This window comes from Streptomyces sp. NPDC046862 (genome assembly GCF_040704615.1).
GTDB lineage: Bacteria > Actinomycetota > Actinomycetes > Streptomycetales > Streptomycetaceae > Streptomyces.
In genome coordinates this window covers 36,792-62,163 of sequence record NZ_JBEYXP010000066.1, presented here as the reverse complement: position 1 = coordinate 62,163, position 25,372 = coordinate 36,792, and the positions used below count along the sequence as shown (strand labels likewise).

Here is a 25,372-nt window from a genome sequence, read left to right as displayed (position 1 = left end):
GCCCAGACCCCCGCATCGGCCTGCTGGCCTCGTCCTCAAACGCCGGACGGGCTGGAAATCCAGCCCCTTGGGGGCACCTCCCAGCGGTAGCTGGGGGAGTTTGAGGAGCGGGGTCCGGGGCGGAGCCCCGTGCGGGGTCGAAGGGGCAGCGCCCCTGGGGAGGGGACGGGTAGGGGGGCGGGGGCGCAAAACCCGGTGCAGGACCACAGACGACGACCCCGACACACAGGGACCACACCATGACGAAAGACCACGGCGGAGACGTCCGTCTCTCCGGGATCAGCAAGACGTACGGCTCCTTCACCGCCGTCCACCCGCTCGACCTCACCGTGCCGGAAGGTTCCTTCTTCGCCCTGCTCGGAGCCTCCGGCTGCGGCAAGACCACCACCCTGCGCATGATCGCCGGTCTGGAGGAGCCCACCGGCGGCACCGTCCACCTCGGCGACCAGGACGTGACGGCGCTCCCGCCGTACAAGCGGCCGGTGAACACGGTCTTCCAGTCGTACGCGCTCTTCCCGCACCTCGACGTCTTCGAGAACGTCGCCTTCGGTCTGCGCCGGCGCGGCATCAGGTCGGTGAAGAAGCAGGTCCAGGAGATGCTGGAGCTCGTGCAGCTCGGCGAACAGGCCCGCAAGAAGCCGCACCAGCTCTCCGGCGGCCAGCAGCAGCGCGTCGCCGTGGCCCGCGCGCTCATCAACCACCCCAAGGTCCTCCTCCTCGACGAGCCCCTCGGCGCCCTCGACCTCAAGCTGCGCCGCCAGATGCAACTGGAGCTCAAGCGCATCCAGACCGAGGTCGGCATCACCTTCGTCCACGTCACCCACGACCAGGAGGAGGCCATGACGATGGCCGACACGGTCGCCGTGATGAGCGCGGGCCGCGTCGAACAGCTCGGCTCGCCCACCGACCTGTACGAGAACCCGCGCACCACGTTCGTCGCCAACTTCCTCGGCACCTCCAACCTCATCGAGGCCGAGGTCGACTCCACGAGCGGCGACGACATCGTCCTCAAGGCGGGCGGCGGCAAGCTGTCGCTGCCCGAGGCGCGGTGTTCCGCTCCGACCACCACCGGCGGCAAGGTCCTGGTCGGCGTACGGCCCGAGAAGATATCGCTCGCGTACGCGGACGACGCCGGCGACATCCCCGCGAGCCGTAACCGCGTCTCGGGGAAGATCGCCGCGTCGAGCTTCATCGGCGTCTCCACGCAGTACGTCGTCGACAGCTCGGTCTGCCCCGAGTTCGAGGTCTACGTCCAGAACATCGACCGCGACCCCCGGCTCGTCCCCGGCGCGGACGTCGTCCTGCACTGGAACCCGGCCCACACCTTCGGCCTGGACGCGGGGCAGGACATCGACGCGGGCCTGGAGACGGTCGCGGAAGAGGCGGCCGTCTGATGGCGACCGTCACCGAAACCGAGGCGCCACCACCCCTCGCGCCGACCGCCCCCACCCGCAGGCCCCCGCGCCGACGAGGACGCCTCGTCCCCTACTGGCTGCTCCTGCCCGGCATCCTCTGGCTGCTGGTCTTCTTCGCACTGCCGATGGTCTACCAGGCCTCCACGTCCGTGCAGACGGGCTCCCTGGAGGAGGGCTACAAGGTCACCTGGCACTTCGCGACCTACTGGGACGCCCTGTCGGACTACTGGCCGCAGTTCCTGCGCTCGGTCCTGTACGCGGGCTCCGCGACGGTCCTGTGCCTGGTGCTGGGCTATCCGCTGGCATACCTGATCGCGTTCCGCGCCGGCCGCTGGCGCAACCTGATCCTGATCCTGGTGATCGCGCCGTTCTTCACCAGCTTCCTGATCCGCACCCTCGCCTGGAAGACGATCCTCGCGGACGGCGGCCCGGTCGTCGGCGCCCTCGACGCGCTGCACGTCCTGGACGTCACCAACTGGCTCGGCGTCACCGCGGGGGACCGTGTCCTCGCCACACCGCTGGCCGTGGTCTGCGGCCTGACGTACAACTTCCTGCCGTTCATGATCCTGCCGCTCTACACCTCGCTGGAGCGCATCGACGGGCGGCTGCACGAGGCGGCGGGCGACCTGTACGCGACACCGTTCACGACCTTCCGCAAGGTCACCTTCCCCCTGTCCATGCCCGGTGTCGTCTCCGGCACCCTGCTCACCTTCATCCCCGCGAGCGGCGACTACGTGAACGCCGACCTGCTCGGCTCCACGGACACGCGCATGGTCGGCAACGTCATCCAGACACAGTTCCTGCGGATTCTCGACTATCCGACGGCCGCGGCCCTTTCCTTCCTTCTCATGGCCGCGATCCTCATCATGGTCACGCTCTACATCCGGAAGTCCGGGACGGAGGATCTGGTTTAAATGGCCTTCGTACACTGGGTAAAGCGCCGTCTCGTCGTCATCGCGGGCCTGCTGACGCTCGGATATCTCCTTCTGCCGAACGTCGTCGTCACGGTCTTCTCCTTCAACGACCCCAAGGGCCGCTTCAACTACGAGTGGCAGAAGTTCTCCACGGACGCCTGGACCGATCCGTGCGGTGTCGCCGACCTGTGCGGCTCGCTGGGGCTCAGCCTGCAGATCGCGGCCTGGGCGACCCTCGGGGCGACGGTCCTCGGCACGATGATCGCCTTCGCGCTCGTGCGCTACCGCTTCCGGGCGCGGGGCGCCGTCAACTCGCTGATCTTCCTGCCGATGGCGATGCCCGAGGTCGTGATGGCGGCCTCCCTGCTGACCCTGTTCCTCAACCTCGGTGCTCAGTTGGGATTCTGGACGATCCTGATCGCCCACATCATGTTCTGCCTCAGCTTCGTCGTGGTCGCCGTCAAGGCGCGCGTCATGTCGATGGACCCGAGGCTGGAGGAGGCCGCGCGGGACCTGTACGCCGGTCCCGTCCAGACCTTCGTCCGGGTCACCCTGCCCATCGCGGCACCCGGAATCGCCGCGGGCGCGCTGCTCGCCTTCGCGCTCTCCTTCGACGACTTCATCATCACCAATTTCACCGCGGGCTCGACCGTCACGTTCCCCATGTTCGTCTGGGGCTCGGCACAGCGCGGAACGCCCGTGCAAATCAACGTCATCGGTACGGCCATGTTCGTCGTCGCCGTGCTGTTCGTCCTGGCCGGAATGGTCATCGGAAACCGCCGAACGAGACAGAAGGCCTGAGCGCCCTTTCCTCTGTGTTGACATCTGTAGGGAGTTGACATCATGGCCCCAAGCGCCATGACCCGTGGAAATCGCTGGACCGCATCGCTTTCCGAGGCCCAGCCGGTCCCGTACTGGCTGGAAGACCCCGGCAGGCCCCGGCCCCGGCCCGCGCTCACCGGCGCCGAGACATGTGATCTGCTGGTCGTCGGCGGCGGCTACAGCGGACTGTGGACCGCGCTCCTCGCGAAGGAGCGCGACCCCGGCCGGGACGTCGTCCTCGTCGAGGGCCGTGAGTCGGGCTGGGCCGCCTCCGGCCGCAACGGCGGCTTCTGTGCCGCCTCGCTCACCCACGGCCTGGCCAACGGCCTCGCCCGCTGGCCCGACGAGATCCACACGCTCCAGGAACTGGGCGCACGCAACCTCGACGAGATCGAGGCCGCGGTCGCCCGCTACTCGCTGGACTGCGACTTCGAGCGCACCGGCGAGATCGACGTCGCCACCGAACCCCACCAGGCCGCCGAGCTGAGCGCCTGGCACGCCGAGACCGAGCGCCGCGGCCTCGCGGACGGCGTCGAGTTCCTGGACACCGAGGCCGTACGGGAACAAGTCGACTCACCGACATTCCTGGCCGGCCTCCACGACCGCCGGGGCGTGGCCATGCTCCACCCGGCCAAGCTCGCGTGGGGACTCAAGCGCGCCTGTGTCGGCCTCGGCGTCCGCGTCTACGAGCACACCCCCGCCCTCACCCTGAAGCCGTACGGTGCCGGCATGGCCGTCCGCACCCCGTACGGCACGATCCGCGCCCGACAGGTCGCCCTGGGCACGAACATCTTCCCGAACCTCGTCAGACGCGTCCGCGCGTACACCGTCCCGGTCTACGACTACGCCCTGATGACCGAGCCGCTCACCCCCGGTCAACTGGCCTCCGTCGGCTGGCGGAACCGGCAGGGGCTCGGCGACAGCGCCAACCAGTTCCACTACTTCCGGCTCAGCGCCGACAACCGGATCCTGTGGGGCGGTTACGACGCGATCCACCACTACGGCGGCCGGGTGCGCGCCGAGTACGACGACCGGCCGGAGACGTACGCCAAGCTCGCCGGGCACTTCTTCACCTGCTTCCCGCAGCTGGAGGGCGTCCGCTTCACCCACGCGTGGGGCGGCGCGATCGACACCTGCTCGCGTTTCTCCGCCTTCTTCGGTACGGCCCACCAGGGCCGGGTGGCGTACGCGGCGGGCTACACGGGTCTGGGCGTGGGCGCGACCCGGTTCGGCGCGGACGTGATGCTGGACCTGCTGGCGGGGGAGCGCACGGAGCGCACCGAACTGGAGATGGTCCGCAGGAAGCCCCTGCCCTTCCCTCCGGAGCCCTTCGCCTGGACCGGCATCGCCCTCACCAAGTGGTCGCTGGCCCGCGCGGACGCGCACGGCGGACGGCGCAACCTGTGGCTGAGGGCGATGGACCGGCTGGGGCTGGGCTTCGACAGCTGACGAGCACGGCGGGCGGGCCGGTGAGTGGACCGGGCGGGCCGGTGAGGAGACCGGGCGGGTGGACCGGCGCACGGAGGCTTTCGCGCTCCGTCGCCGCACTCCCCGCGCCTCCCTGATGCACCGTTCACCACCAACAGTCGGCCAGAACCCGCGTAATGACCCCCCGGAAACCCTCTCCTTGCTGTTGGACGCGACCGGCGTCCATCAGTGGAACCACAGAGAGGAAGTTCCCGCCATGACAGGGGGTAAGACGGCGGCCGAATGGCTGGCATCCATCGCGCCGGATCCCGAGGCCTGCCGCTGGGAGTGGGAGCGCAACCCGCTCGGGGTCGCGCTGCTCCCGGCCGGCAAGGCCTGGGACGTACTGATCCTGCCGGGCGAGCTCGGCTATCCCACGCTCGACGTGCTCACCCGCTGCCTCGACCGGCCCGGGCCGGTGCTCGCCGACTTCGGCGACGACCGCATGGGCTTCTTCGTGCCTCCGGGCACCGCGAACCGGTGGCTCGGCACGGGCGTGCGCTCCGCGGGCCGCGGCACGTGGATCGTGGTGCCGTATCCCGGACAGCAGACCGGGGGTGTCCGCTGGCTGGTGCCGCCGGACGGCAGCGGCACGCTCACCGATCCGGCACTGCTGGAACTGGCCATGCACGAGGCGGCGGCCGGTCTGGCGTTACGGGACGAGGAGCCGTGACCGAGCGGCAGCCGAACGCGGCGTCGCGTGACTCACGGGGAGCGCCGGCCGTGTCGTCCGACGAACTGATGGACGAGCTGATGGAGGGACAGCAGCAGCACCGCGCACAGGCACCAGCCGGCCACCACGTCCAGTGGCCAGTGGTAGCCCATGCGGACCAGACCGAGGGCGACCCCGAGATTCAGCGCGAGCGCGACGAGGGGGACGAGGACGCGCGGGCCCGTGCCGCGCAGCCAGGGCCACAGCACCAGGACCGCGCCTCCGTACGCGACGGAGGCGGTGGCCGTGTGGCCCGAGGGGTAGTAGCCCGTGCCGGGGCCCATGATCGGTGGGCCCGGGCGGTCGATCAGCTCCTTGAGGGGGACCACCAGCGCCGGTACGAGGGCCATCAGGACGCCCGCCGCCACGGAGGGCACCCACCAGTGGTCCATACCGGAGCGGCGGGCGCGCAGGGCGACGTACACGAGCACCACGGCGAGGACCGGGACGGCGACCGTGACGTTGCCGAGGTCGGCCAGGAAGTCCGAGAAGCCGTCACGGTGGACCAGATCGCCGCTGAGGCGTTCGTCAGCGCGGGCGAGGGGGCCGTGGACGCCGACCTGCCAGGTGATCATCGCGAAAAGAAGGGCCGGAAGGCCCAGGAGGAGAAGGAGAAGGAGGAAGGTCGGCGACCCCGGAACAGGGGGGGTGGTTCCGAGGCCGCCGTCCAGACCGGTGTGCCGCACGCCCCGGGGGGTTTGGGGCGGGCGGCCATCCGATCGGTGAGGAGATCCGGAGCCGGAAGCTCCGAGTGTGTGCGCGAGGGCACGACCAGGGCGAAGCTGGGGAGGCCTCGACCCGGTGTCACCCACAGTCCCCTGTGGGCGGGGTGTATCTCTCATCTGGTGAAGAACCTACGGCAGGAGAAAGGACTGCGACAGGCGGAATCGGGTCCTCACGGCCACCTTGCACACGTTCTTCACTCCCTCTGAACCTTGTCACCGCGCACCGGAATCCGGCGGGGATTCCGGTTACGGGGAGCGTGTGACGTCGGGGGCGAACGGGTGATGGTCGCAGGGATTCCGGATGGTGCCGAGGAGATCGGCCGGGCACGCACGGGCCCCACTCGAACTCAGGAACCGGCGAACACGCGCTCAGATGCCCGCGAACGCCTCCTCGATGATGTCGAGGCCCTCGGTGAGCAGTTCCTCCCCGATGACCAGAGGCGGCAGGAAACGGAGCACGTTCCCGTAGGTGCCACAGGTCAGGACCAGCAGGCCCTCCTGGTGGCAGGCCTTCGCGAGCGCGGCGGTCGCCTCCGGGTTCGGCTCCTTGGTGGTCCGGTCCTTGACCAGCTCGATCGCGATCATGGCGCCCCGGCCCCGGACATCCCCGATGACCTCGAACTTCTCCGCCATGGCGGTCAGGCGGGCCTTCATCGTCGCCTCGATCGCCTTCGCACGGGCGTTGAGGTCCAGCTCCCTCATCGTCTCGATCGAGCCCAGCGCACCCGCGCAGGCCACCGGGTTGCCGCCGTACGTACCGCCGAGGCCGCCCGCGTGCGCGGCGTCCATCATCTCGGCGCGGCCGGTCACGGCGGCGAGCGGCAGACCGCCCGCGATGCCCTTCGCCGTGGTGATCAGGTCCGGGACGACGCCCTCGTCCTCGCACGCGAACCACTGGCCCGTACGGCAGAACCCTGACTGGATCTCGTCGGCGACGAACACGATGCCGTGGTCGGTGGCGAACTGCCGGAGCGCCGGCAGGAAGCCCTTCGCCGGCTCGATGAAGCCGCCCTCGCCGAGTACCGGCTCGATGATGATCGCGGCCACGTTCTCCGGGCCCACCTGCTTGGTGATCTGGTCGATCGCCTGCGCGGCGGCCTCCGGGCCCGCGTTCTCCGGGCCGGTCGGCCAGCGGTAGCCGTACGCCAGCGGCATGCGGTACACCTCGGGCGCGAACGGGCCGAAGCCGTGCTTGTACGGCATGTTCTTCGAGGTCAGGGCCATGGTGAGGTTGGTGCGGCCGTGGTAGCCGTGGTCGAAGACGACGACCGCCTGGCGCCCCGTGTAGGAGCGCGCGATCTTGACGGCGTTCTCCACGGCCTCCGCGCCGCTGTTGAACAGCGCCGACTTCTTGGCGTGGTCGCCCGGGGTGAGCTCGGCCAGTGCCTCGGCGACCTCCACGTACCCCTCGTACGGCGTGACCATGAAACAGGTGTGGGTGAAGTCGGCGAGCTGGGCGGTGGCCCGGCGGACGACGGCCTCGGCGGAGGCGCCGACGCTCGTCACCGCGATGCCGGAGCCGAAGTCGATGAGCCGGTTGCCGTCGACGTCCTCGATGATGCCGCCGCCGGCCCGCGCGGTGAACACCGGCAGTACGGAGCCCACGCCCTGCGCCACCGCGGCGGTGCGACGGGCCTGCAACTCCTGCGACTTCGGGCCGGGGATGGCGGTGACGACACGGCGCTCCTGCGGAACTGCGGTCATGAGGGGCTCCCTGATGATCTTGCGTACGGGGTGTCGGCGGTCGGCGGTCGGGTGTCGGCGGTCGGCTGCCGGCAGCAACTGTCGGCGGTCGGCTGTCGGCGGTCCGCTCCGACGCGCGTGGCTTTTTCGGACGCTTGCCTTCTTTTCTCGCAGGCTAGGACGGAGGAGCAGGGGTGGGCATGCTCCATGTGGGCGTTGTCGGAGCATCGGGTTGTCCGTGGTGGACAGGGAGGGGACCAAGAGGCGCAGGGGGGGCATGGATGTGCACCCCGGCCGCGTAAACGGTGAACTCCCCGGACAGGGGCGTTAGATTGACTCGCTGATGGTGGACGGAACGGCAGGCCAGGGGGCAAGGGCGATGGACAGCGACGGGACGCAGGACGCCCGGGGTACGCACGCGCACCCCGTACCGCGTCCGGCGGGGCCTGTGGAGGTGCCCGCGATGCCTCCCCGGCCGCCGCGGGCACCGGACACACCTCCGCGGCCGGACGGATCGGCCTTCCTCACCTGGCTGCGCGCACCGCGACCCGACGCGGCGCTCGGCGTCTGGCGGTTCGGGCACCGGCCGCGCCCGGCGGAGGAACCCGACGAGATCCCCACGCGCCAGCTGCTGAGCGGGGCCCTGATCGCGTTCCTGGTGGGGTGGCTGATCTGGTCGCTGCTGCAGAACGGTTACCTCGGCGCCTGGTGGTGGGTGCCGCTCGAACTGGTCACCCCCGACTCCTGGCGCGGCGGCGACAGCGCCCTCGGCGAGAACGGCACGTTCATCCTCTACCGGGGGTACGAGGCGCTCGTCGCTCTGGCGATCATGGTCGGGGTGGGCCGGCTCGGCCGCTGGGGAGAGGTGTGGCGCCGCTTCGTCGCCCCCCGCTTCCGCCGGCCGGAGCCCCAGGAGGCGCTCCCCGCGCCCGAGGACGACCCCGCCCAGTGGAACCAGCTCCGCGCCGCCGGAGCCGCCGACGCCGCCGAGCGGCTCGCCGCCGACGCCCGCACCGGGCTCATGCGTGACGTCGACCACGCCCGGATCCTGCGTGCCTGGCAGGGCGTGCGCAGCGGACGGCACAGCATGGCCACCTTCAGCTCCGCCGTGCTGCAGGACGGCGCCGCCGCCTGCCTCCACCCCTCCGGAGAGCGCGACCTGCCGGCGCGACTCTCCCGCCACGACCTGGTCACCGGGCAGGTGCGCCTGGGCACCACCGTGGACGACTCCCGCAACCCGTACACCTACCGAGGGTCCGGTCTCGCTCTCGGACCCGAACTGCTCGGCACCTCGCTCGTCGCCGTCGGCCCGGCCGGCTCCGGCAAGACCGGCTCCGTCGTCTGGCCGGTCGCCGAGTCGCTGTGCCTGCACGCGCTCGCCGGACGCGCCGCGGTCGTCGTGGTCGGCGCGGCGGGCGCCGGGCTCGGGCCCGCGGACGCCTACGACGTCGTCGTACGCATCGGGAACCCCGAATCCGTGTACGACCTCGACCTGTACGGCGGCACCACCGACCCCGACGAGGCGGCCGCCATACTCGCCGAGGCACTGGTCGGGGACCTCGCCGACCCGCACCCCGGAGGCGACAGCCGCCGCTCCACCACGGTGCTCGCCCAACTCCTCGGGCCGTACCGGGCCGTCCACGGGCGCTTCCCGTCCGTGCCCGAGCTGCGACAGCTCCTCGACGGCGCTCCCGGACCGCTGGGCGCCCTCCGCAAGGCCCTGCAGGAGTCAGGAGAGGAATCGCTGCTGCGGGAACTCGACGCACGGGAACGGCAGTCGGGGCACCACGGGGACGTGGGATCGGTGCTGGCGGACCGGGTGGCGCTGCTGGACAGGCCCGCTTTCGCTCCGTTCTTCGACACGTCCGGACAGTCCCGCCCCTTCTCCCTGAAGGCGCTCGACCACCCCGTCCGGGTCCGCATCGACCTGCCCGAGCGAGGGCACGCGGACGCCTCACGGATCCTGGCCCGGCTGGTCCTCGCGCAGTTCACCGCGAGCGTCGCGGTCAGGGAGGACCGGTCGCTGTTCGCCTGCCTCGTCCTGGACGACGCCACGGGCGTGGTGACCCCCGAGGCCGTACGCGGCGTGCAGCGCCTGCGGTCCGCGCACGCCGGCGTCGTCCTGACGCTGCGCACGCTCGACGACGTGCCGCGCCCGTTGCGCGGGCCGCTGCTCGGCGCGACCGGCTGCCGCATGGCGCTGTCAGGGCTCACCCCCTGGGACGGGCAGGACTTCGCCGAGGTGTGGGGCAAGGAGTGGACCGAGGCCCGGGACGTCACCGACCGGCAGATCATCGCCGAGACACCGGCCGGCAAGGCCCTGCACGTACTGCGGCGCGTGATCACCGGGCATGCGCCGACCGCGCGCGCCGTGACCGTACGGCAGGTCGAGCGGGAGCGGTGGTCGGCGTCCGAGCTGGCGCACGGGGTGCCGCCGGGGCACGCGGTGCTGTCGCTGACGAACGTGAAGGGGGAGCACGCCCCTCCGCTGCTGGTGGATCTGCGCAGCTGACTGACCGGCTCGGAGATGCGCCGCGCCTGGGCCGGTCGTGGGGCAAGGACCCGGCGCCCGGTCCTGAGGCCGGTCCTGGGGGGACTGCTACGGACCGGCGGAGTCGGCATAGGGTGCTCATACATCGCGGACAAAAGATCACACCGAAGATCACAGTGTTTGTGATCATTGAAGGATCTGTCCGTGTCCGAAGCGGATTCTGTGAACACCTGAAGGCCTCATGCCCCCCACCCTCGCCTCGCTCGTCCACCACTCCGCGCTCAAGCTGACCGTGCGCGCCGGCGCGGACCGGCTGGACGTGCCCGTCCGCTGGGCGCATGTGAGCGAGCTCGCCGACCCCGTGCCGTACATGGAGGGCGGGGAGCTGCTGCTGATCACCGCGCTCAAGCTGGACGCGGAGGACCCCGAGGCGATGCGGCGGTATGTGAAGCGGCTGGTGGAGGCAGGAGTCGTGGGACTCGGGTTCGCCGTCGGGATGAACTACGAGGAGGTGCCCGAGGCACTCGTCGACGCGGCCGAGAGCGAGGGGCTGCCGCTGCTGGAGGTGCCGCGGCGCACGCCGTTCCTCGCCATCAGCAAGGCGGTCTCCGCCGCCATAGCCGCCGACCAGTACCGGGCCGTGACCGCGGGGTTCGCCGCACAGCGCGAGCTCACCAAGCAGGCGCTGAACGACGCGCCCGAGGGCCTGCTCGCCGTGCTCGCCGCGCAGGTCGATGGGTGGGCGGCGCTCTACGACGCGTCGGGCGCCATGGTGGCCACCGCACCCGAGTGGGCGGGACGCAGGGCCGCCCGGCTCACCGCGGAGGTCGAGCGGCTGCGGGAGCGGCCCGCGCCCGCGAGCGCGGTGGTCGGCGGTGAGGACGGTGACGGTGGCGGTGGCGACCGGGTCGAGCTGCACTCCCTCGGCACCGGACGGCGGCCACGGGCCGCGCTCGCCGTGGGGACGGCCGCGGCGCTCGGGACAGCCGAGCGGTACGCCGTGCACTCGGCCATCGCTCTGCTGACGCTCACGACGGAGCGGTCGCGGTCGTTGCACGCGGCCGAGCAGCGGCTCGGGGCGGCCGTGCTGCGCATGCTGCTGGCCGGGGAGCCGGACCACGCGCGGGCCGTGGCCGGGGATCTGTACGGGGATCTGCTGGACGCTCCCTTCAGGATGATCCTGGCGGAGTCGTCCTCGGTGTCGCAGCCCTTCGGCGCCGACGCGTCCCTGGTGACCGGCAAGCCCTTGCCGGCCGATACCGACGGCGCCCCGCTCGGGCAGTTGGCCGAGGTGGTGGAGGGCGCGGCGGCCCGGGCGGGGGAGTCCGTACTGGTGGTGCCCGACGGGGAGCGGCTGGTCATGCTGGCCGGGGACGGGGGCGCGGCGGTCGCCGCGTGCGGGGAGTTCGTGCTGGGGCTGGAGGCGGCGCGGGCCGCTGCCGCGATGTCGGAGGCGGGTGTCGCGGGGGTCTCCGGGGGCTCTGGGGGCTCCGGTCGTGAGGACGACGAGCTTGTCGTCGGGCTGTCGGCGCCGGCCGGGCCGATCGCCGCGTCGGCCGCGTACAAGCAGGCGGAGCAGGCGTTGTCGGTGGCCCGGCGCCGGGGGCGGTCGTTCGTGGAGCACGAGGAGCTGGCGGCCGGGTCCGTGGTGCCGTTGCTGGCGGACGACGCGGTGCGGGCGTTCGCCGACGGGCTGTTGCGGGCGCTGCGCGAGCATGACGCGACCGGGCGGGGGGACCTTGTGGCGTCCCTGCGGGCCTGGCTGTCACGGCACGGGCAGTGGGACGCGGCGGCGGCGGACCTCGGGGTGCACCGGCACACGTTGCGGTACCGGATGCGGCGGGTCGAGGAGATTCTGGGGCGCTCGTTGGACGACCCGGATGTGCGGATGGAGTTGTGGCTGGCGCTGAAGGCGACGGCGGGGGTGGGGGAGTAGGGGGTTTGTTTCGCCCCCGCCGCCCCTACCCGTCCCATCCTGTTCCTGGGGGCTGCGCCCCCAGACCCCCAGGGGTGGGGGGTGTCTGGGGTGGGTTTGTTGGGTGCGGGTGGGTGGGGGCTGGTCGCGCAGTTCCCCGCGCCCCTGAAAGCCGTGCGGTTGCCCGCGGCCGTGAAAGTCAGCCCCGGCCGGGAAGATTCAGCGCCGCCCCGCATCATCCCGCGCCGTCCCCACCCCTCGGCGTCGCCCGCACCACCAGCCCCTGCCCCGCGCCCTCCAGCCCCTCCGGCGTTCGAGGAGCGGGGTCCGGGGCGGAGCCCCGGGGAGGGGACGGGTAGGGGCGGCGGGGGCGAGGAAAACCGCCCAGCGCCCCTCCGTAACCCCTCAGTCGTCCGAGTCACCCTGGTCGTCCGCGGAGCGGTCCGCCACGACCTTGGCCGTGGTCAGGCTCACGTTCCACTCGCTCTCCGCACCATCGGCACCCGTGGTGTCGACGTCCCAGCCACGTCCGGACCCCTCGTCGTCGAGCTCCACCGACGTCACCGTGCCCTTGGCGGCGGCGGCCTCCGCGGCCTCGGCGGCCGAGACGGAGCTGCCCTTCAGGGCGGCACGGGCCTGGTCTGCGTCCTCGGCGTCCTCCTTCTCGGTGTGGGAGCCGAGCACCTTGCCGGTCCCCGGGTCGATCTGGACCGTGTGCCAGGTGTTCCCGGAGGCCAGGACGTCGACCTCCCAGACGAGGTTCGTGCCCTCGCTGTCGAGGTCGGCCACGACCGCCGTACCGGACTTCTCCTTCAGCGCGGCCGTGATCGCGTCGGCGGCCGTGACCTTCGCCGCCTTGGCCTCGGCGGCGTCCTCGGCCTTGTCGCTCTTCTCGTTCCTGTCGCTCTTGTCGCTCTTGTCGTCGGCGGCGTCGTCCGCGTCGTCGCGGTCGTTCCCGTCCCGGACCTGCACGCTCGACCGCTGAGCGGGCGCCTCGTCGTCGCCCGAGACCGCGAGGGCGGTCGCGGTCCCGCCGCCGACGAGGGCCGCGGCCGTGATGGTGGCGATGACGATGTTGCGCTTCATGAGGTTTCCTCCCGATGACGACTGATGCGACGGCTTCCGACTCGTTGCGGTCGCTTTCGACGGGAACCACACTCGCTGAGGGACGCTGAAGCCGGCCTGAAGCCCCCTGAAGGGTTCTTCAGCTTCGGTTTGCGACGCTGTTCGCATGCGCCTGTTGATCGTGGAGGACGAGAAGCGGCTGGCCCTTTCGCTCGCGAAGGGGCTCACGGCCGAGGGCTTCGCCGTGGACGTCGTGCACGACGGCATCGACGGGCTGCACCAGGCCGGCGAGGGGACGTACGACCTCGTCATCCTCGACATCATGCTGCCCGGCATGAACGGTTACCGGGTGTGCGCCACCCTCCGCGCCGCCGGCCACGACGTACCGATCCTGATGCTCACCGCGAAGGACGGCGAGTACGACGAGGCCGAGGGCCTCGACACGGGCGCCGACGACTACCTGACCAAACCCTTCTCGTACGTCGTCCTCGTCGCCCGCGTGAAGGCGCTGCTACGTCGCAGAGGGCCCGCCGGGGGCTCACCCGTGCACGTGGTCGGCGACCTGAAGGTCGACACCGCCGCACGGCGCGTCTTCCTCGGCGACGAGGAGACCGTCCTGACCGCCAAGGAGTTCGCCGTTCTGGAGCAGCTCGTCGTACGGGCCGGCCAGGTCGTCTCGAAGGCCGACATCCTGGACCACGTCTGGGACTTCGCCTACGAGGGCGACCCGAACATCGTCGAGGTGTACGTCAGTACCCTGCGGCGCAAGCTCGGCGCCGAGCTCATCAGGACCGTGCGCGGGGCCGGATACCGGCTGGAGGCGAGATGAGGCGTCGTCTGGCGTCCGTACGGGCCAGGGCCACGCTCGCCGCCACCCTCGTCGTCGCGATCGCCCTGGTGGCCGCTGGGACGGCCGTCCTGCTGGCTCTGCGGACCAACCTCATCGACCAGGCCGACGCCCAGGCCGAGAACGAGGCCCGGAAGGTGGCCGTGGACCTGGCGTTCGGTGTCCCGCACCGCGAACTGGACCTGCCCGACGCCGAGGACAACCCCGTCCAGGTCCTCGACCCGCGCGGGCACGTGGTCGCGGCGGACGAGGACGTGGAGAGCATGAGCCCGGTCGCTGCGGCCGGGGCGGGGCGGGCGGAGGGGACCCCGGCCACCGCTGACGGCGACGACGATGCCGACGCCGGTGATGGGCACGGGGACGCGGACCAGGACGAGGGCACCCCGGCCGCCGGGGAGATCTCCGAGGAGGCGCGGATCATTCCGGGCACCGCGACCGTCGACGGCCACACCGGCGACTACCGCTTCGCCGAGGTCGAGGTCACCACGTCCCAGAAGGTCACGCTGACCGTCTACGCGGGCGCCTCCCTCTCCGCCGAGAAGGGCGCCGTCGGCACGGCGCAGACCACCATGCTCATCGGTCTGCCGCTGCTGCTGGTGACGGTGGGCGGCGCCACGTACGTCGTCACCCGCCGCGCCCTGCGCCCCGTCGAGGGCATCCGCGCCGAGATGGCCGCCATCACGGCCTCGGAGGACCTCTCCCGGCGGGTGCCCGAGCCCGACACGCACGACGAGATCGCCCGGCTGGCGAGCACGACCAACGAGACCCTCGCCGCCCTGGAGACGTCCGTGGAGCGCCAGCGCCGCTTCGTCGCCGACGCCTCCCACGAACTCCGCAGCCCCATCGCCTCGCTTCGCACCCAGCTCGAAGTGGGCGCCGCGCACCCGGAGCTGCTGGACGTGGAGGGGGCGGTCGAGGACACCGTACGACTGCAGCGGCTCGCCGCCGATCTGCTGCTGCTCGCCCGGCTGGACGCGGGGGAGCGGCCGCAGGACGCCCGCTTCGACCTGGCGAAACTGGTCCGGGAAGAGGCCGGCGGGCGCGACCGGGTGCACCTCGACGGTGTGGACGCCGTCGAGGTGACCGGATCCCGGAGCCAGCTGGCCCGCGTCCTCGGCAACCTGCTCGACAACGCCCGGCGGCACGCCCACGACCGCGTCGATGTCACCCTGCGCACCGACGGCGCCTGGGCGGTGCTCCAGGTCGCCGACGACGGCTCGGGCGTCCCACCGGAGGAACGTGAACGGATCTTCGAACGCTTCGTCCGACTGGACGAATCCCGCAGCCGCGACGACGGCGGAGCCGGCCTGGGCCTGGCCATCGCCCGGGACATCGCGGTGCGACACGGCGGCACGCTCGGGGTCGGAGAGGCGCCGGGAGGCGGAGCACTGTTCGGGCTGAGGGTGCCCAGGGCCGCGCCCCTTGAAGGGGCGCGGGGAACTGCGCGACAAGCCACAACCGACCCGCAGTGAACCACCGACACACAGTCCCCCCACCCCGCTCTCAGCGGAGCGCTACGGCTTGCCCCGATGCCCCCGCAAATGCTCGGCGATCGGCGTCAGTGACTTGTGCAGCTGCTCCATCGCCTCGGGCTGCAGCAGATCGATGAAGTGCCTGCGCACGGACGCCACATGATGCGGCGCGACCTTGCGCATGGTCTCCATGCCGTGCTCGGTGAGCACCGCGTACAGCCCGCGGCGGTCCGACTCGCAGTTCTCGCGCCGTACCAGGTTCGCGTTCTCCATGCGGGTGATCTGGTGCGAGAGGCGGCTCTTGGACTGGAGGGTGGCGGACGCGAGGTCGCTCATCCGCATCCGCAGGCCCTCCGACTCGGAGAGGTTCACCAGGATCTCGTAGTCGTTCATTGTCAGGCCGAACGGCTGCAGGTCCCTCTCGAGCTGGTGCGTCAAGAGCCTGTTGACGTCCAGGTGGGTGCGCCAGGCGCACTGCTCCGCATCGGTCAGCCAGCGCGTGGCCGTCTCGGTCTCCATGAATGAAGTCTACCTAAGAGGTTGAAAGGCGAACTAATGAGGGTTTTGTGGCTGGGCGTGTGACGGGGTGCACGCGTTCGATGTCACACTCCGCAGACTACCGCTCACAGCCCGAAGCGACGCTGGAGGTCCCCCAGCTGTCCGGGAAGACGCGGTGTGCCTGCCTGCTGCCCATGCTGCCCGTGCTGACCGGGTGCCCCTCCGGAGCCCGGTACACCCGGCTCGTGCGGGACGGCTCCCGTGGCCTGCTCGGCCATGAGGGTCTCCGAGGACTGCAGGAGCACGGTGCCGACACCGACGAACTCGAACTGGTGCTCCTCCCCGGAGGCCCCGCCGAGGCCCGTCATCGCACGTAGACCGCCCATCACGCCCGTCATGTAACCGTGGTCGTAGTGGTGGCAGGGAGAGGGGCAGTCCGCCCAGCCGACCAGGGCCTGCGGGTCGACCCGGATCGGCGGTTCCATGAACACCACCGGACCGTTCGAGGCGGCCACGAACTTTCCGGTTCCGATCAGCGTCAGGAAGCCCGGCACGATCGACTGCTTGAGTGACAAGGTTGGCTGGAAAGCAAGCAAGTTGCCTGAGCGAATGGTCAGATTGCCCTCGTCCAAGTCGTACGAATTCACGTCGAAGGCCCGGTCGGCGAGGAGCATCTTGCCCGAGCCCTCCGCCACGACCCAGTCGCTCGCGTGCAGAGGCGAATGGAAGGACGTACGGACGAGGCGGTCCAGTCGGCCGTGTCCGATCCCGTTGAAATCGATCGACCCGTAGTAGGCGATCATCTTCCCCTTCTGCAGGAACCACTGGCTCCCCTTGAGCTCCACGCAGAAGGTGTACTTGTTGACGCTGTCATCGCTCGGCAGCGTCATCGGGTCGTGGACCACCGGGCCACCCGTCACCCCGTACGTGCTCACAGCTTCTCCTCCGAGGCCTGGACGTACACCGCGCCACTGCCGCTCAGCTCCAGCTGGAACGCCTCGCCCGAGCCGCGGCCCACCATGTCGCGCCAGCCGAGCGCGGTGGACAGCTTGTTCCGTACGTCGCCGTGGTGTGCCACGTACGCCTGCGGGTCGACGTGGACCGGGCGCTGCGGGGTGATCGGCACCTCGATGACCCCACCGTGCGCCATGACCGCCACGGCCCCCTGCCCCTTCAGGGTCGTCGTGAACAGCCCCTGCCCCGTGACCTGTCCGCGCACCATGCCCATGACCCCGCCCTGCGATCCCATGAACATCGTGCCCTGCTGCAGCGTGCCGTCGAAGGCGAGCAGGCGGTCCGCCTCGACGTACAGGGTGTCCCCGGTCAGCTCGATCACCTGGATGTGGTGACCGCCGTGCCCGAAGAGCACCGTGCCGCTGCCCTCCACGGTCATCAGCGGTGTGGCCTCGTTGGCCACCCGGCGGCCGATCATCGACATGACGCCGCCCTGACCGCCCTGCATGTTGGGCGTGAAGGACACCTCGCCCTTGTAGGCGAGCATCGCCCCGCGCTGACTGAACAGCCGCTGCCCCGGGGCGATCGTCGCCTCGATCATCTTCGAGTTGATCTCACGGAAGGGCATGTCACACATCCCCCGCGATCGTGTTCCGCTCACTCGGCTGCACGTACACCAGCCCGTCCCCCTCGAACCGGATCTGGAAGGCCTCGCCGCCGCCCTCACCCATGAAGGTGCGGAACGTCACGCCGGACTGGAAGGACTGCCGCACGTTCCCCTGGTGCGCGATGTACGCCCCCGGGTCGACGACCAGCGGATACTGCGCGCTCACCCGCAGCACCACGGCCGGCCCGTCGGACATGATCGCCGCCTGGCCGTGCCCTTCCACGGTGGTCGTGAACAGCCCGTTCCCCTGTGAGGCCCCGCGCAGCCCAGTGAAGGACGTGCCGGTCCTCAGCCCCGCGTCCGTCGCGAGCAGGTTGCTCGACTCGACGTACAGCGTGTCGCCCTGGAGATTCACGAGATTGATCTCGGAGGCCCGGTCCGCGAACCAGCACGTCCCGTGCCCCTTCACCTCCATCATGGTCATCTGCTCGCCGGTGAGACGCCGGGTCACCATCCCCCGGATCCCCTCCCCGCCGCCGCTCATCTTCTTGAAGGCCATCTGCCCGTCGTACGCGACCATCGAGCCGTTCTTCGCCTTGACGGCGTCCCCGGTCATGTCGACGGCGAGCACCTTGCTGCCCTGAAGTCGGAACATCGCCACGGAGTGAAGGTAGCCGCAGGCAGGGTGGACAGGACAGAGTCCGGGGGTGGATCCGCACCCCGATACGACCCTTAGGGGTGACGGCCACCGTGACGGCCACCCCCTGCCCGGCCGCACGGGCCGGTGATGCCACAATGGGAGCGCTTGTGCTTGCGTTCACAAGGCTCGACGACTCTCCCATCGAAGGTGACCCGTGGACATAAAGACCGCCTCCGCCCTCCGCCGCCTGCGCCTCGTCTCCGCCCCCGAGGCGGTCTCGTTCCTGCTCCTGCTCGTCTGCTCGGTGCTGAAGCGGACCACGGACTTCAACGCGGTGCCGGTCATGGGCATGATCCACGGCATCCTCTTCATCCTGTACGTGATCTTCTGGGCCGACGCCTGGAACCGTACGAAGTGGTCCCTGAAGACCGCCGCCCTCTACTTCGTCCTCTCGGTCCTGCCCACCGGCGGCTTCTTCGCCGAGCGCAAGCTGCGCCGCGAGGCCGAGGACGCGGTGATCGCCTCGCGCGCCCGCAAGGAAGGGGTCGTCAGCGCATGATCGTCGCCTTCTCCGTGACGCCGCTGGGTGTCGGTGAGGACGTGGGGGAGTACGTCGCCGACGCGGTCCGGGTGGTCCGGGAGTCCGGGCTGCCCCACCGCACGGACGCGATGTTCACCTCGATCGAGGGTGAGTGGGACGAGGTGATGGACGTGGTGAAGCGCGCGGTCGCCGCCGTCGAGGCGCGGGCGCCTCGTGTCTCGCTGGTCCTCAAGGCCGACATCCGGCCCGGCGTGACGGACGGTCTCACGTCGAAGGTGGAGACGGTGGAGCGACACCTGTCCTCTTGACGCGGCTACTCGTCTGCCGGGTTCTGTCTGTAGGCGGCTGCGGGTCCGTCGTGGCTTGTCGCGCAGTTCCCCGCGCCCCTGAAAAGCCTCGCCGCCCCCCCCCGACGCCGCAACGCACCGAAGGCAACGCCCGCCCCCACGTACCCGCAGCCGCGCACGCGCCGAAGGGGGTGGGCCGGGAGGTGTCCGCCCACAGCGGCCGGCGTCCGCCGCCGGGCAGCTGAACGCCCCACATCAGCCGCCGGACCGAGGACGGAGACCTCCCGGCGCGCCCCCGACCCACGAACAAACGCGTAGGCGCCCCAGCCACAACGGCACCGCAGCCACCCAACAACCCTCAGGGGACGCGCCCCCAAGGGGCGCGGGAACGCGACCAGCCACGGACCCACCCGCAGCCGCCCACCAGCACCAGCCCGGCACACGAGAACGCCCCCGCCCAACCGCCGGAGGCGGACGCGCCCAGCCCGATATGCACCAAAAAATCCACTTTGTATGGATATCGTGCAGATCGACTGGCTCGATCCCTGGAGGGCGCCGTGCGGCCGGAAGGCTACGACTACGACACCCACAGCCGGCTGGCCGGAGCGCTCACGGAGCCGACCGGGGCGTCGGGCTACCGCGTGCAGTACGCGAGGCTCCTCGCCCGCGAGCCCCACCGCAAAAGAGCTGTCCTGCTGATGACGCTGGCGCCCCTGCTCACGGGCGCGCTCCTCGTCTACCTCGTCTGGCCCACCCACTGGGTCGAACGCGAGGGCGCCGACGCCTGGCTGGTCGGTCTCGACATCACGATGCTCGTGTCCATCGGCCTGGTCGAGTTCTTCATGCTCGTGAACGTCGTCTCGATCGCCCACGCCACCATGGTCGCCCGCGACCCCGTCCCCGTGGTCCCCGAACAGGGCACCCGCGTCGCCTTCCTCACCACGTACGTCCCGGGCAAAGAGCCCCTCGCCATGCTCCGCGCCACCCTCGAGGGAGCCGTCGGCATCCACCACACCGGCCCCGTCGACGTCTGGCTCCTCGACGAGGGCGACGACGAGCAGGCCAAGGCCCTGTGCGCCGAGCTCGGGGTACGGCACTTCACCCGGCGCGGCGTCCCCGAGTGGAACCTCCCCAAGGGTGCCCACAAGGCCCGCACCAAGCACGGCAACTACAACGCGTGGATCCAGGCCCACGGCGACGACTACGAGTACTTCGCCTCCGTGGACACCGACCACGTACCGCTCCCCGTCTATCTCGAACGGATGATGGGCTACTTCCGGGACCCGGACGTCGCCTTCGTCGTGGGGCCCCAGGTGTACGGCAACTACACCAGCCCCGTCACCAAGGCCGCCGAGTCCCAGCAGTTCCTCTTCCACGCCCTCATCCAGCGCGCCGGCAACCGCTACCGCGCCCCCATGTTCGTCGGCACCAACAACGTCGTACGGATCTCCGCGGTCCGGCAGATCGGCGGCCTGTACGACTCCATCACCGAGGACATGGCCACCGGCTTCGAGCTCCACCGGCGCCGCAACCCCGAGACGGGCAGGTACTGGCGGTCCGTCTACACGCCGGACGTCCTCGCCGTCGGTGAGGGCCCCGCCTCCTGGACCGACTTCTTCACCCAGCAGATGCGCTGGTCGCGCGGGACGTACGAGACGGTCCTCAAGCAGTACTGGAAGGCACCGTTCAGCATGCCCCCGGGCCGCTTCCTCTCGTACACGCTGATGCTCGTCTACTACCCGATGTCGGCCGTCAACTGGTTCCTGGGCGTCCTCAGCTGCGCACTGTTCCTGTGGTTCGGCGCGTCCGGCACCCAGGTCGCCGCCTCCGTGTGGCTGATGCTGTACAGCGACGCCGCCGCCCTCCAGGTCGGGCTCTACCTGTGGAACCGGCGGCACAACGTCTCGCCGCACGAGCCGGAGGGGTCGGGCGGCCTCGCCGGGATGGCGATGTCGGCGCTCTCCGCGCCCATCTACCTCAGGTCCCTCGGCGCCGCCATGGTCCGCAGGCCCTGCCGTTTCGTCGTCACTCCCAAGGGTGACGACGCCAGCCCGGACCGGCTGCTGACGTTCCGTGTCCACCTGTTCTGGGCGGCGGTCCTCGCGTCCTCGCTGATCGCGTCGGCCTTCCTCGACCACAGCCACGTGGCCCTGCACACCTGGGCCGTCCTCGCTCTGGTGATCTCCCTCTCGCCGGTCACGGTGTGGGCCTGGGAACGGCGCGTGGCCCGCCGGGCGGACGGCGCACCTCAGGAGCGGCACGCCCTCGCACACGTCCCGGAGGCCCCGGCGCCCCCGCGCACCACCGCGCCCCCGATCACCGTCCCCGGCGCCGCCGTCTCCGTCGACTCCGTCCCGGGCGCCGCCCTGCCCGGCACCACGGTCTCGAGCTCCACGGTCTCCAGCTCCACGACAGGGGGCACCTGATCCATGACCCACAATCCTCTGCATCGGACCGTCCTGAAACGGACCCTTCTGCAACGGGTCCTGCGGACGAGGAACAGGGAGAAGACGAAGAAGACACTGCTGGGCATCGGCGGCGCCGGGCTGCTCCTCGGGCTCAACGCCCCCGCCGTGGTCGGCTTCGCGCAGGAGAGATACCACGACTGGAAGATCGCGCAGCCCGGCTACCAGGCCAGGTACGGCTCCTGGTCCCAGGTCGACATCCCCGGCGAGTACCGCACGAACGCCATCCACGCGGCCCTCCTGCACACCGGCAAGGTGCTGATCGTCGCCGGGTCGGGGAACGAGCAGAGGAAATTCGACGCGGGATCGTTCGACACCGTCCTGTGGGACCCGGTGAAGAACACCTTCAAGAAGATCCCCACCCCCGTGGACTTCTTCTGCGCCGGACACGCCCAGCTCCCCGACGGCCGCCTCCTGGTGGCCGGCGGCACCGCCCGCTACGAACTGCTCGACGGCGAGGTCAAGCGGGCCGGCGGCGGCATGCGGATCAAGAACGAGAGCCCCGACAGGGCCGTGGTGCTGAAGAAGGGGACCCGCTTCCGTTCGCCCTCCGGCGTCGAGTACGTCAGCCGGTTCGACGTGACCGTGCCGAAGGCCAGACGCACCTTCGACGTCACGTACGACGAGGACGGCGTCATGCGGCCCTGGAAGACGAAGGTGACCGCGAGCGAGGCCCGCGTGTTCGTGGAGGCCGTCAAGGAGGGGCGGCGTTCGGTCACCAACAAGCAGACGCAGTACGAGATCGTCGGCCTCAAGGGCAGGGCCGCGGCCAACACGTACGGCCTGTCCGAGAAGATCACCCTGGAGAAGCAGGACTTCCAGGGGATCAGGGCGGCCTACGAGTTCGATCCGGCGGCCGAGAAGTACGTTCCCGTCGCTCCCATGGACAAGGCCCGCTGGTACCCCACCCTCGTGGGGCTGCAGGACGGGCGTGTCCTCGCCGTCTCCGGGCTCGACGACGTCGGTGTGGTCGACCCCGGCGACAACGAGATCTACGACCCGGAGACCAAGAAGTGGGAGCCCGGCCCCAAGCGGTACTTCCCGACCTACCCCGCGCTCTTCCTCACCAAGGGCGGCAAGCTCTTCTACCCCGCCTCCAACGCCGGGTACGGACCGGCGACGATGGGCCGTACGCCCGGGCTGTGGGACCTGAGGACCAACACGTTCGAGCGGGTTCCAGGCCTGAAGGACCCGGACCGGACGGAGACGTCGTCCTCCCTGCTCCTGCCGCCCGCCCAGGACCAGAAGGTGATGATCCTCGGCGGCGGAGGTGTCGGGGAGTCGAAGAAGGCGTCGCGGCGCACGGCGGTCGTCGACCTGACCAGGCCCCACCCCGTGTTCGAGAACGGGCCCGACCTGCCCCAGGGCACCCGCTACCTCAACAGCGTGATCATGCCGGACGACTCCGTCTTCACCACCAACGGCTCCCGGGACTACCGCGGCCGCAGCGCCAGCAACATCCTCAAGGCCCAGTTCTACGTCCCGAGGACCAACTCGTTCCGCGCCGCCGCCGATCCCACGGTCGGCCGCAACTATCACTCCGAGGCGCTGCTCCTGCCCGACGGCCGGATCGCCACCTTCGGCTCCGACCCGCTCTACGACGACCAGCAGAACACCAAGCTCGGCCACTTCGAGCAGCGCATGGAGGTCTACACCCCGCCCGCGCTCCACAGGAACGGCGGGAAACGTCCCGTCCTCGGCGCCGGGCCCCCGGAGGCCGACGGGCACGGCCGTGCCACCTTCGCCGCCCGGCACCCGGAGCGCATCGCCAGGGCCCGGCTGATGCGGCCCAGCGCGGTCACGCACACCACGGACGTGGAACAGCGCTCCGTCGCCCTCCGACTCACCCGGACCAAGGGCGCGATCACGGTGGAGGTGCCGAAGGACCGCACCCTGGTCCCGCCCGGCTGGTACATGCTCTTCGTGACGGACGCGCGGGGCACGCCGTCGGTGGCCAAGTGGATCCGGGTCGGGTAGAGAGCGGCCCGGAGGGCGGAGCGGCCCTGCGGGAGGTCCCGGACTATGCCTCGGAGTCGCGGGCCAGCGCCAGGGCGTAGTCCGGCCACCACGTCCCGGCCGGCGGGCCGCCCCCGCACTCGCCGTCCGACTCGCCGGGGCGCTTGATCCACAGATAGGCGTCGAGGGCGGGCTCGCCGGTCTCGGTCGTCGGAGGGGTGCCCAGCGCGCGGCCCGGCGGATTGCACCAGGCCGTGCCGCGTGCGCCGTTCAGCGGGCCGTTGCCGTTGCGGCTGCTGTCGACGACGAAGTGCTTTCCGCCGAGCTCCTCGGACAGCCGCAGGCCGTACGCCTTGGTGGCCTCGTCCGTCTGGAAGTTGGAGACGTTGAGGGAGAAGCCGTCCGCGTGGGCGATGCCGGCGCGCCGCAGCGGCTCCGCGAGCTTCCAGTGCTCCCGGATCCAGGCCGGGTTGCCCGCGTCCAGGTACACCTTGGTGCCGGGCTGCTGCTTCAGCCGGACGACCGCCTCGCTCAGCAACTGCTCGCGCTCCGCGTGGTACTCGCGCGGCGTGCACCCGTCCACGATGTGGGCCACGGCGTCCGGTTCGAGGACGACCAGTGCCCTGCTGTCGCCGATGGCGCCGGCGAACCGGTCGATCCAGTAGCGGTAGGTGGCCGCGTCGTACGCGCCGCCCGCGGAGTGCTGGCCGCAGTCGCGGTGCGGGATGTTGTACGCGACGAACACCGCCGTGCGGCCCTCCTGCTCCGCCGCCTGTGTGGCCCTGGTGATCGCCGGGACCGGGTCGTCGCCCGCGGGCCACAGCGCGGCCGGCTGGTCCGCGATCCGCTTCAGTAGCTCGGCGTCCCGCGTCCGGCCGTCCCGCAGCCACAGCCGGATCTGCTCGGCCGCCGGGCCGGCCGGGTCGACCCAGAACGGCGACCCGGGAGCGGGAGTCGTCCTCCTGGCGGCCTTCTCGGTGGTGCCGTCGGCCATGGAGGCCCCGCCGTCCCCGGAGCCGGACGAGCAGCCCGCCGCGAGTCCGAGCGCCGCGAACGCCGCGAAGATACGGATCAGCCGGGACATGCTGCTCCCTCGGTTCCCTGAGATAGTGAGAATCTGTGGCGATCAATGACAAAAAGTGACGATCAGTGACTCATGGTTCCACAGGGGGACGGATCGACCCGGATACGACACCGGTGGTGCGCGCGGGAAACGAGGGGAGGGTCCGGGGAATGAAGGGGAATGATGAAGGGGTGGGAGGCCGGGGATCGAAGGGCGAGACGGGGCTGACCGCCATATGACCGGCCGGTAAGGTCGGTGCCGTGCCGAAGCCGCTCAGCCTCTCCTTCGATCCCATCGCGCGCGCCGACGAACACTGGAAGCAGCGCTGGGGAAACGTGCCGTCCATGGCGGCGATCACCTCGATCATGCGGGCGCAGCAGATCCTTCTCGCCGAGGTCGACGCGGTCGTCAGGCCGTACGAGCTGACCTTCGCGCGCTACGAGGCGCTGGTGCTGCTCACCTTCTCCCAGAAGGGCGAGCTGCCGATGTCCAAGATCGGTGAGCGGCTCATGGTGCACCCCACGTCGGTCACCAACACCGTGGACCGCCTGGTCAGGTCGGGTCTCGTCGACAAGCGGCCCAATCCCAACGACGGCCGCGGAACGCTCGCCTCCATCACCGACAAGGGCCGCGAGGTCTGCGAGGCGGCCACCCGTGACCTGATGTCGATGGACTTCGGGCTCGGCGCGTACGACGCGGAGGAGTGCCAGGAGATCTTCGCGATGCTCCGGCCGCTCCGGGTGGCCGCGCACGACTTCGCGGAGGAGTAGGCCCCGGGCGTGCGGCCTCCTCGGGGGCGCCCGAAGATCGTACGAAACCGGTGGTTACGCTCG

22 protein-coding genes are annotated in these 25,372 nt (G+C 70.7%); 14 read left to right on the top strand and 8 right to left on the bottom strand.

Going from position 1 to position 25,372, the window contains the following annotated elements; genetic code table 11:
• The first annotated feature begins 239 nt into the window (after window positions 1-239).
• From AB0959_RS45815 to AB0959_RS45795, 5 genes are all read left to right on the top strand, one after another.
• Complete coding sequence (locus tag AB0959_RS45815) at window positions 240-1,394, top strand: ABC transporter ATP-binding protein (protein WP_366832845.1); 1,155 nt, start codon at window positions 240-242, stop codon at window positions 1,392-1,394.
• Entirely contained in the window at window positions 1,394-2,329 is a 936-nt protein-coding gene (locus AB0959_RS45810) for an ABC transporter permease (protein WP_366832844.1), read from the top strand. The genes AB0959_RS45815 and AB0959_RS45810 overlap by 1 nt, the downstream gene beginning before the upstream one ends.
• Window positions 2,330-3,130: an ABC transporter permease gene (locus AB0959_RS45805; RefSeq protein ID WP_366832843.1), complete on the top strand. Its 801-nt coding sequence runs from the start codon at window positions 2,330-2,332 to the stop codon at window positions 3,128-3,130. It begins immediately after the preceding gene.
• Between the two features lie 42 nt (window positions 3,131-3,172).
• Complete coding sequence (locus AB0959_RS45800; RefSeq protein WP_366832842.1) at window positions 3,173-4,600, top strand: FAD-dependent oxidoreductase; 1,428 nt, start codon at window positions 3,173-3,175, stop codon at window positions 4,598-4,600.
• Window positions 4,601-4,835: 235 nt separating this feature from the next.
• Complete coding sequence (locus tag AB0959_RS45795) at window positions 4,836-5,291, top strand: hypothetical protein (RefSeq protein ID WP_366832841.1); 456 nt, start codon at window positions 4,836-4,838, stop codon at window positions 5,289-5,291.
• Window positions 5,292-5,323: 32 nt separating this feature from the next.
• On the opposite strand, the gene AB0959_RS45790 is transcribed toward AB0959_RS45795, so the two are convergent.
• Together AB0959_RS45790 and gabT are read right to left on the bottom strand one after the other, a co-directional pair.
• Entirely contained in the window at window positions 5,324-6,142 is an 819-nt protein-coding gene (locus AB0959_RS45790; RefSeq protein ID WP_366832840.1) for a phosphatase PAP2 family protein, read from the bottom strand.
• Between the two features lie 282 nt (window positions 6,143-6,424).
• Window positions 6,425-7,759, bottom strand: coding sequence for a 4-aminobutyrate--2-oxoglutarate transaminase (gene gabT, locus AB0959_RS45785; RefSeq protein WP_366832839.1), 1,335 nt, complete (start codon window positions 7,757-7,759; stop codon window positions 6,425-6,427).
• 358 nt (window positions 7,760-8,117) lie between these two features.
• On the opposite strand from gabT, the gene AB0959_RS45780 reads away from it, so the two are divergent.
• Entirely contained in the window at window positions 8,118-10,250 is a 2,133-nt protein-coding gene (locus AB0959_RS45780) for an ATP-binding protein (protein WP_366832838.1), read from the top strand.
• Window positions 10,251-10,470: 220 nt separating this feature from the next.
• Window positions 10,471-12,165, top strand: coding sequence for a PucR family transcriptional regulator (locus AB0959_RS45775; RefSeq protein ID WP_366832837.1), 1,695 nt, complete (start codon window positions 10,471-10,473; stop codon window positions 12,163-12,165).
• 384 nt (window positions 12,166-12,549) lie between these two features.
• Here the strand turns inward: AB0959_RS45775 and AB0959_RS45770 are convergent, their stop codons facing one another.
• The gene (locus AB0959_RS45770) at window positions 12,550-13,230 is read right to left on the bottom strand and encodes a PepSY domain-containing protein (RefSeq protein WP_366832836.1); all 681 of its coding nucleotides are present in this window, start codon (window positions 13,228-13,230) and stop codon (window positions 12,550-12,552) included.
• Between the two features lie 145 nt (window positions 13,231-13,375).
• Here AB0959_RS45770 and AB0959_RS45765 point away from each other — a divergent pair, with 145 nt between their 5' ends.
• Both AB0959_RS45765 and AB0959_RS45760 read left to right on the top strand, forming a co-directional pair.
• Window positions 13,376-14,038, top strand: a complete 663-nt coding sequence (locus AB0959_RS45765; RefSeq protein ID WP_366832835.1) for a response regulator transcription factor — start codon at window positions 13,376-13,378, stop codon at window positions 14,036-14,038.
• Complete coding sequence (locus AB0959_RS45760) at window positions 14,035-15,528, top strand: HAMP domain-containing sensor histidine kinase (protein ID WP_366832834.1); 1,494 nt, start codon at window positions 14,035-14,037, stop codon at window positions 15,526-15,528. Before AB0959_RS45765 ends, AB0959_RS45760 begins: the two co-directional genes overlap by 4 nt.
• 42 nt (window positions 15,529-15,570) lie before the next feature.
• On the opposite strand, the gene AB0959_RS45755 is transcribed toward AB0959_RS45760, so the two are convergent.
• The 4 genes from AB0959_RS45755 to AB0959_RS45740 all read right to left on the bottom strand — a co-directional run bounded on the left by AB0959_RS45755 (window position 15,571) and on the right by AB0959_RS45740 (window position 18,242).
• The gene (locus AB0959_RS45755) at window positions 15,571-16,047 is read right to left on the bottom strand and encodes a MarR family transcriptional regulator (protein WP_366832833.1); all 477 of its coding nucleotides are present in this window, start codon (window positions 16,045-16,047) and stop codon (window positions 15,571-15,573) included.
• A 104-nt stretch (window positions 16,048-16,151) separates the two neighbouring features.
• Complete coding sequence (locus tag AB0959_RS45750; protein WP_366832832.1) at window positions 16,152-16,961, bottom strand: AIM24 family protein; 810 nt, start codon at window positions 16,959-16,961, stop codon at window positions 16,152-16,154.
• The gene (locus tag AB0959_RS45745; protein WP_366832831.1) at window positions 16,958-17,608 is read right to left on the bottom strand and encodes an AIM24 family protein; all 651 of its coding nucleotides are present in this window, start codon (window positions 17,606-17,608) and stop codon (window positions 16,958-16,960) included. The genes AB0959_RS45750 and AB0959_RS45745 overlap by 4 nt, the downstream gene beginning before the upstream one ends.
• 1 nt (window position 17,609) lies before the next feature.
• Window positions 17,610-18,242 carry an AIM24 family protein gene (locus tag AB0959_RS45740; RefSeq protein WP_366832851.1) on the bottom strand — a complete coding sequence of 211 codons (633 nt, stop codon included), beginning with the start codon at window positions 18,240-18,242 and terminating at the stop codon, window positions 17,610-17,612.
• 199 nt (window positions 18,243-18,441) lie between these two features.
• Here AB0959_RS45740 and AB0959_RS45735 point away from each other — a divergent pair, with 199 nt between their 5' ends.
• The 4 genes from AB0959_RS45735 to AB0959_RS45720 all read left to right on the top strand — a co-directional run bounded on the left by AB0959_RS45735 (window position 18,442) and on the right by AB0959_RS45720 (window position 23,497).
• A complete protein-coding gene (locus AB0959_RS45735; RefSeq protein ID WP_366832830.1) occupies window positions 18,442-18,786 on the top strand; it encodes a DUF3817 domain-containing protein in 345 nt (114 codons plus the stop codon).
• Window positions 18,783-19,076, top strand: a complete 294-nt coding sequence (locus AB0959_RS45730) for an MTH1187 family thiamine-binding protein (RefSeq protein ID WP_366832829.1) — start codon at window positions 18,783-18,785, stop codon at window positions 19,074-19,076. The genes AB0959_RS45735 and AB0959_RS45730 overlap by 4 nt, the downstream gene beginning before the upstream one ends.
• 536 nt (window positions 19,077-19,612) lie before the next feature.
• Window positions 19,613-21,481, top strand: a complete 1,869-nt coding sequence (locus tag AB0959_RS45725; RefSeq protein WP_366832828.1) for a cellulose synthase catalytic subunit — start codon at window positions 19,613-19,615, stop codon at window positions 21,479-21,481.
• A gap of 3 nt (window positions 21,482-21,484) precedes the next feature.
• Window positions 21,485-23,497: a kelch motif-containing protein gene (locus tag AB0959_RS45720; protein ID WP_366832827.1), complete on the top strand. Its 2,013-nt coding sequence runs from the start codon at window positions 21,485-21,487 to the stop codon at window positions 23,495-23,497.
• Between the two features lie 43 nt (window positions 23,498-23,540).
• Here AB0959_RS45720 and AB0959_RS45715 read toward each other — a convergent pair whose 3' ends face one another.
• Window positions 23,541-24,560 carry a glycoside hydrolase family 6 protein gene (locus AB0959_RS45715; RefSeq protein ID WP_366832826.1) on the bottom strand — a complete coding sequence of 340 codons (1,020 nt, stop codon included), beginning with the start codon at window positions 24,558-24,560 and terminating at the stop codon, window positions 23,541-23,543.
• Window positions 24,561-24,799: 239 nt separating this feature from the next.
• Between AB0959_RS45715 and AB0959_RS45710 the strand changes: the two genes are divergently transcribed.
• The gene (locus AB0959_RS45710; protein WP_366832825.1) at window positions 24,800-25,309 is read left to right on the top strand and encodes a MarR family transcriptional regulator; all 510 of its coding nucleotides are present in this window, start codon (window positions 24,800-24,802) and stop codon (window positions 25,307-25,309) included.
• The last annotated feature ends 63 nt before the right edge of the window (window positions 25,310-25,372 follow it).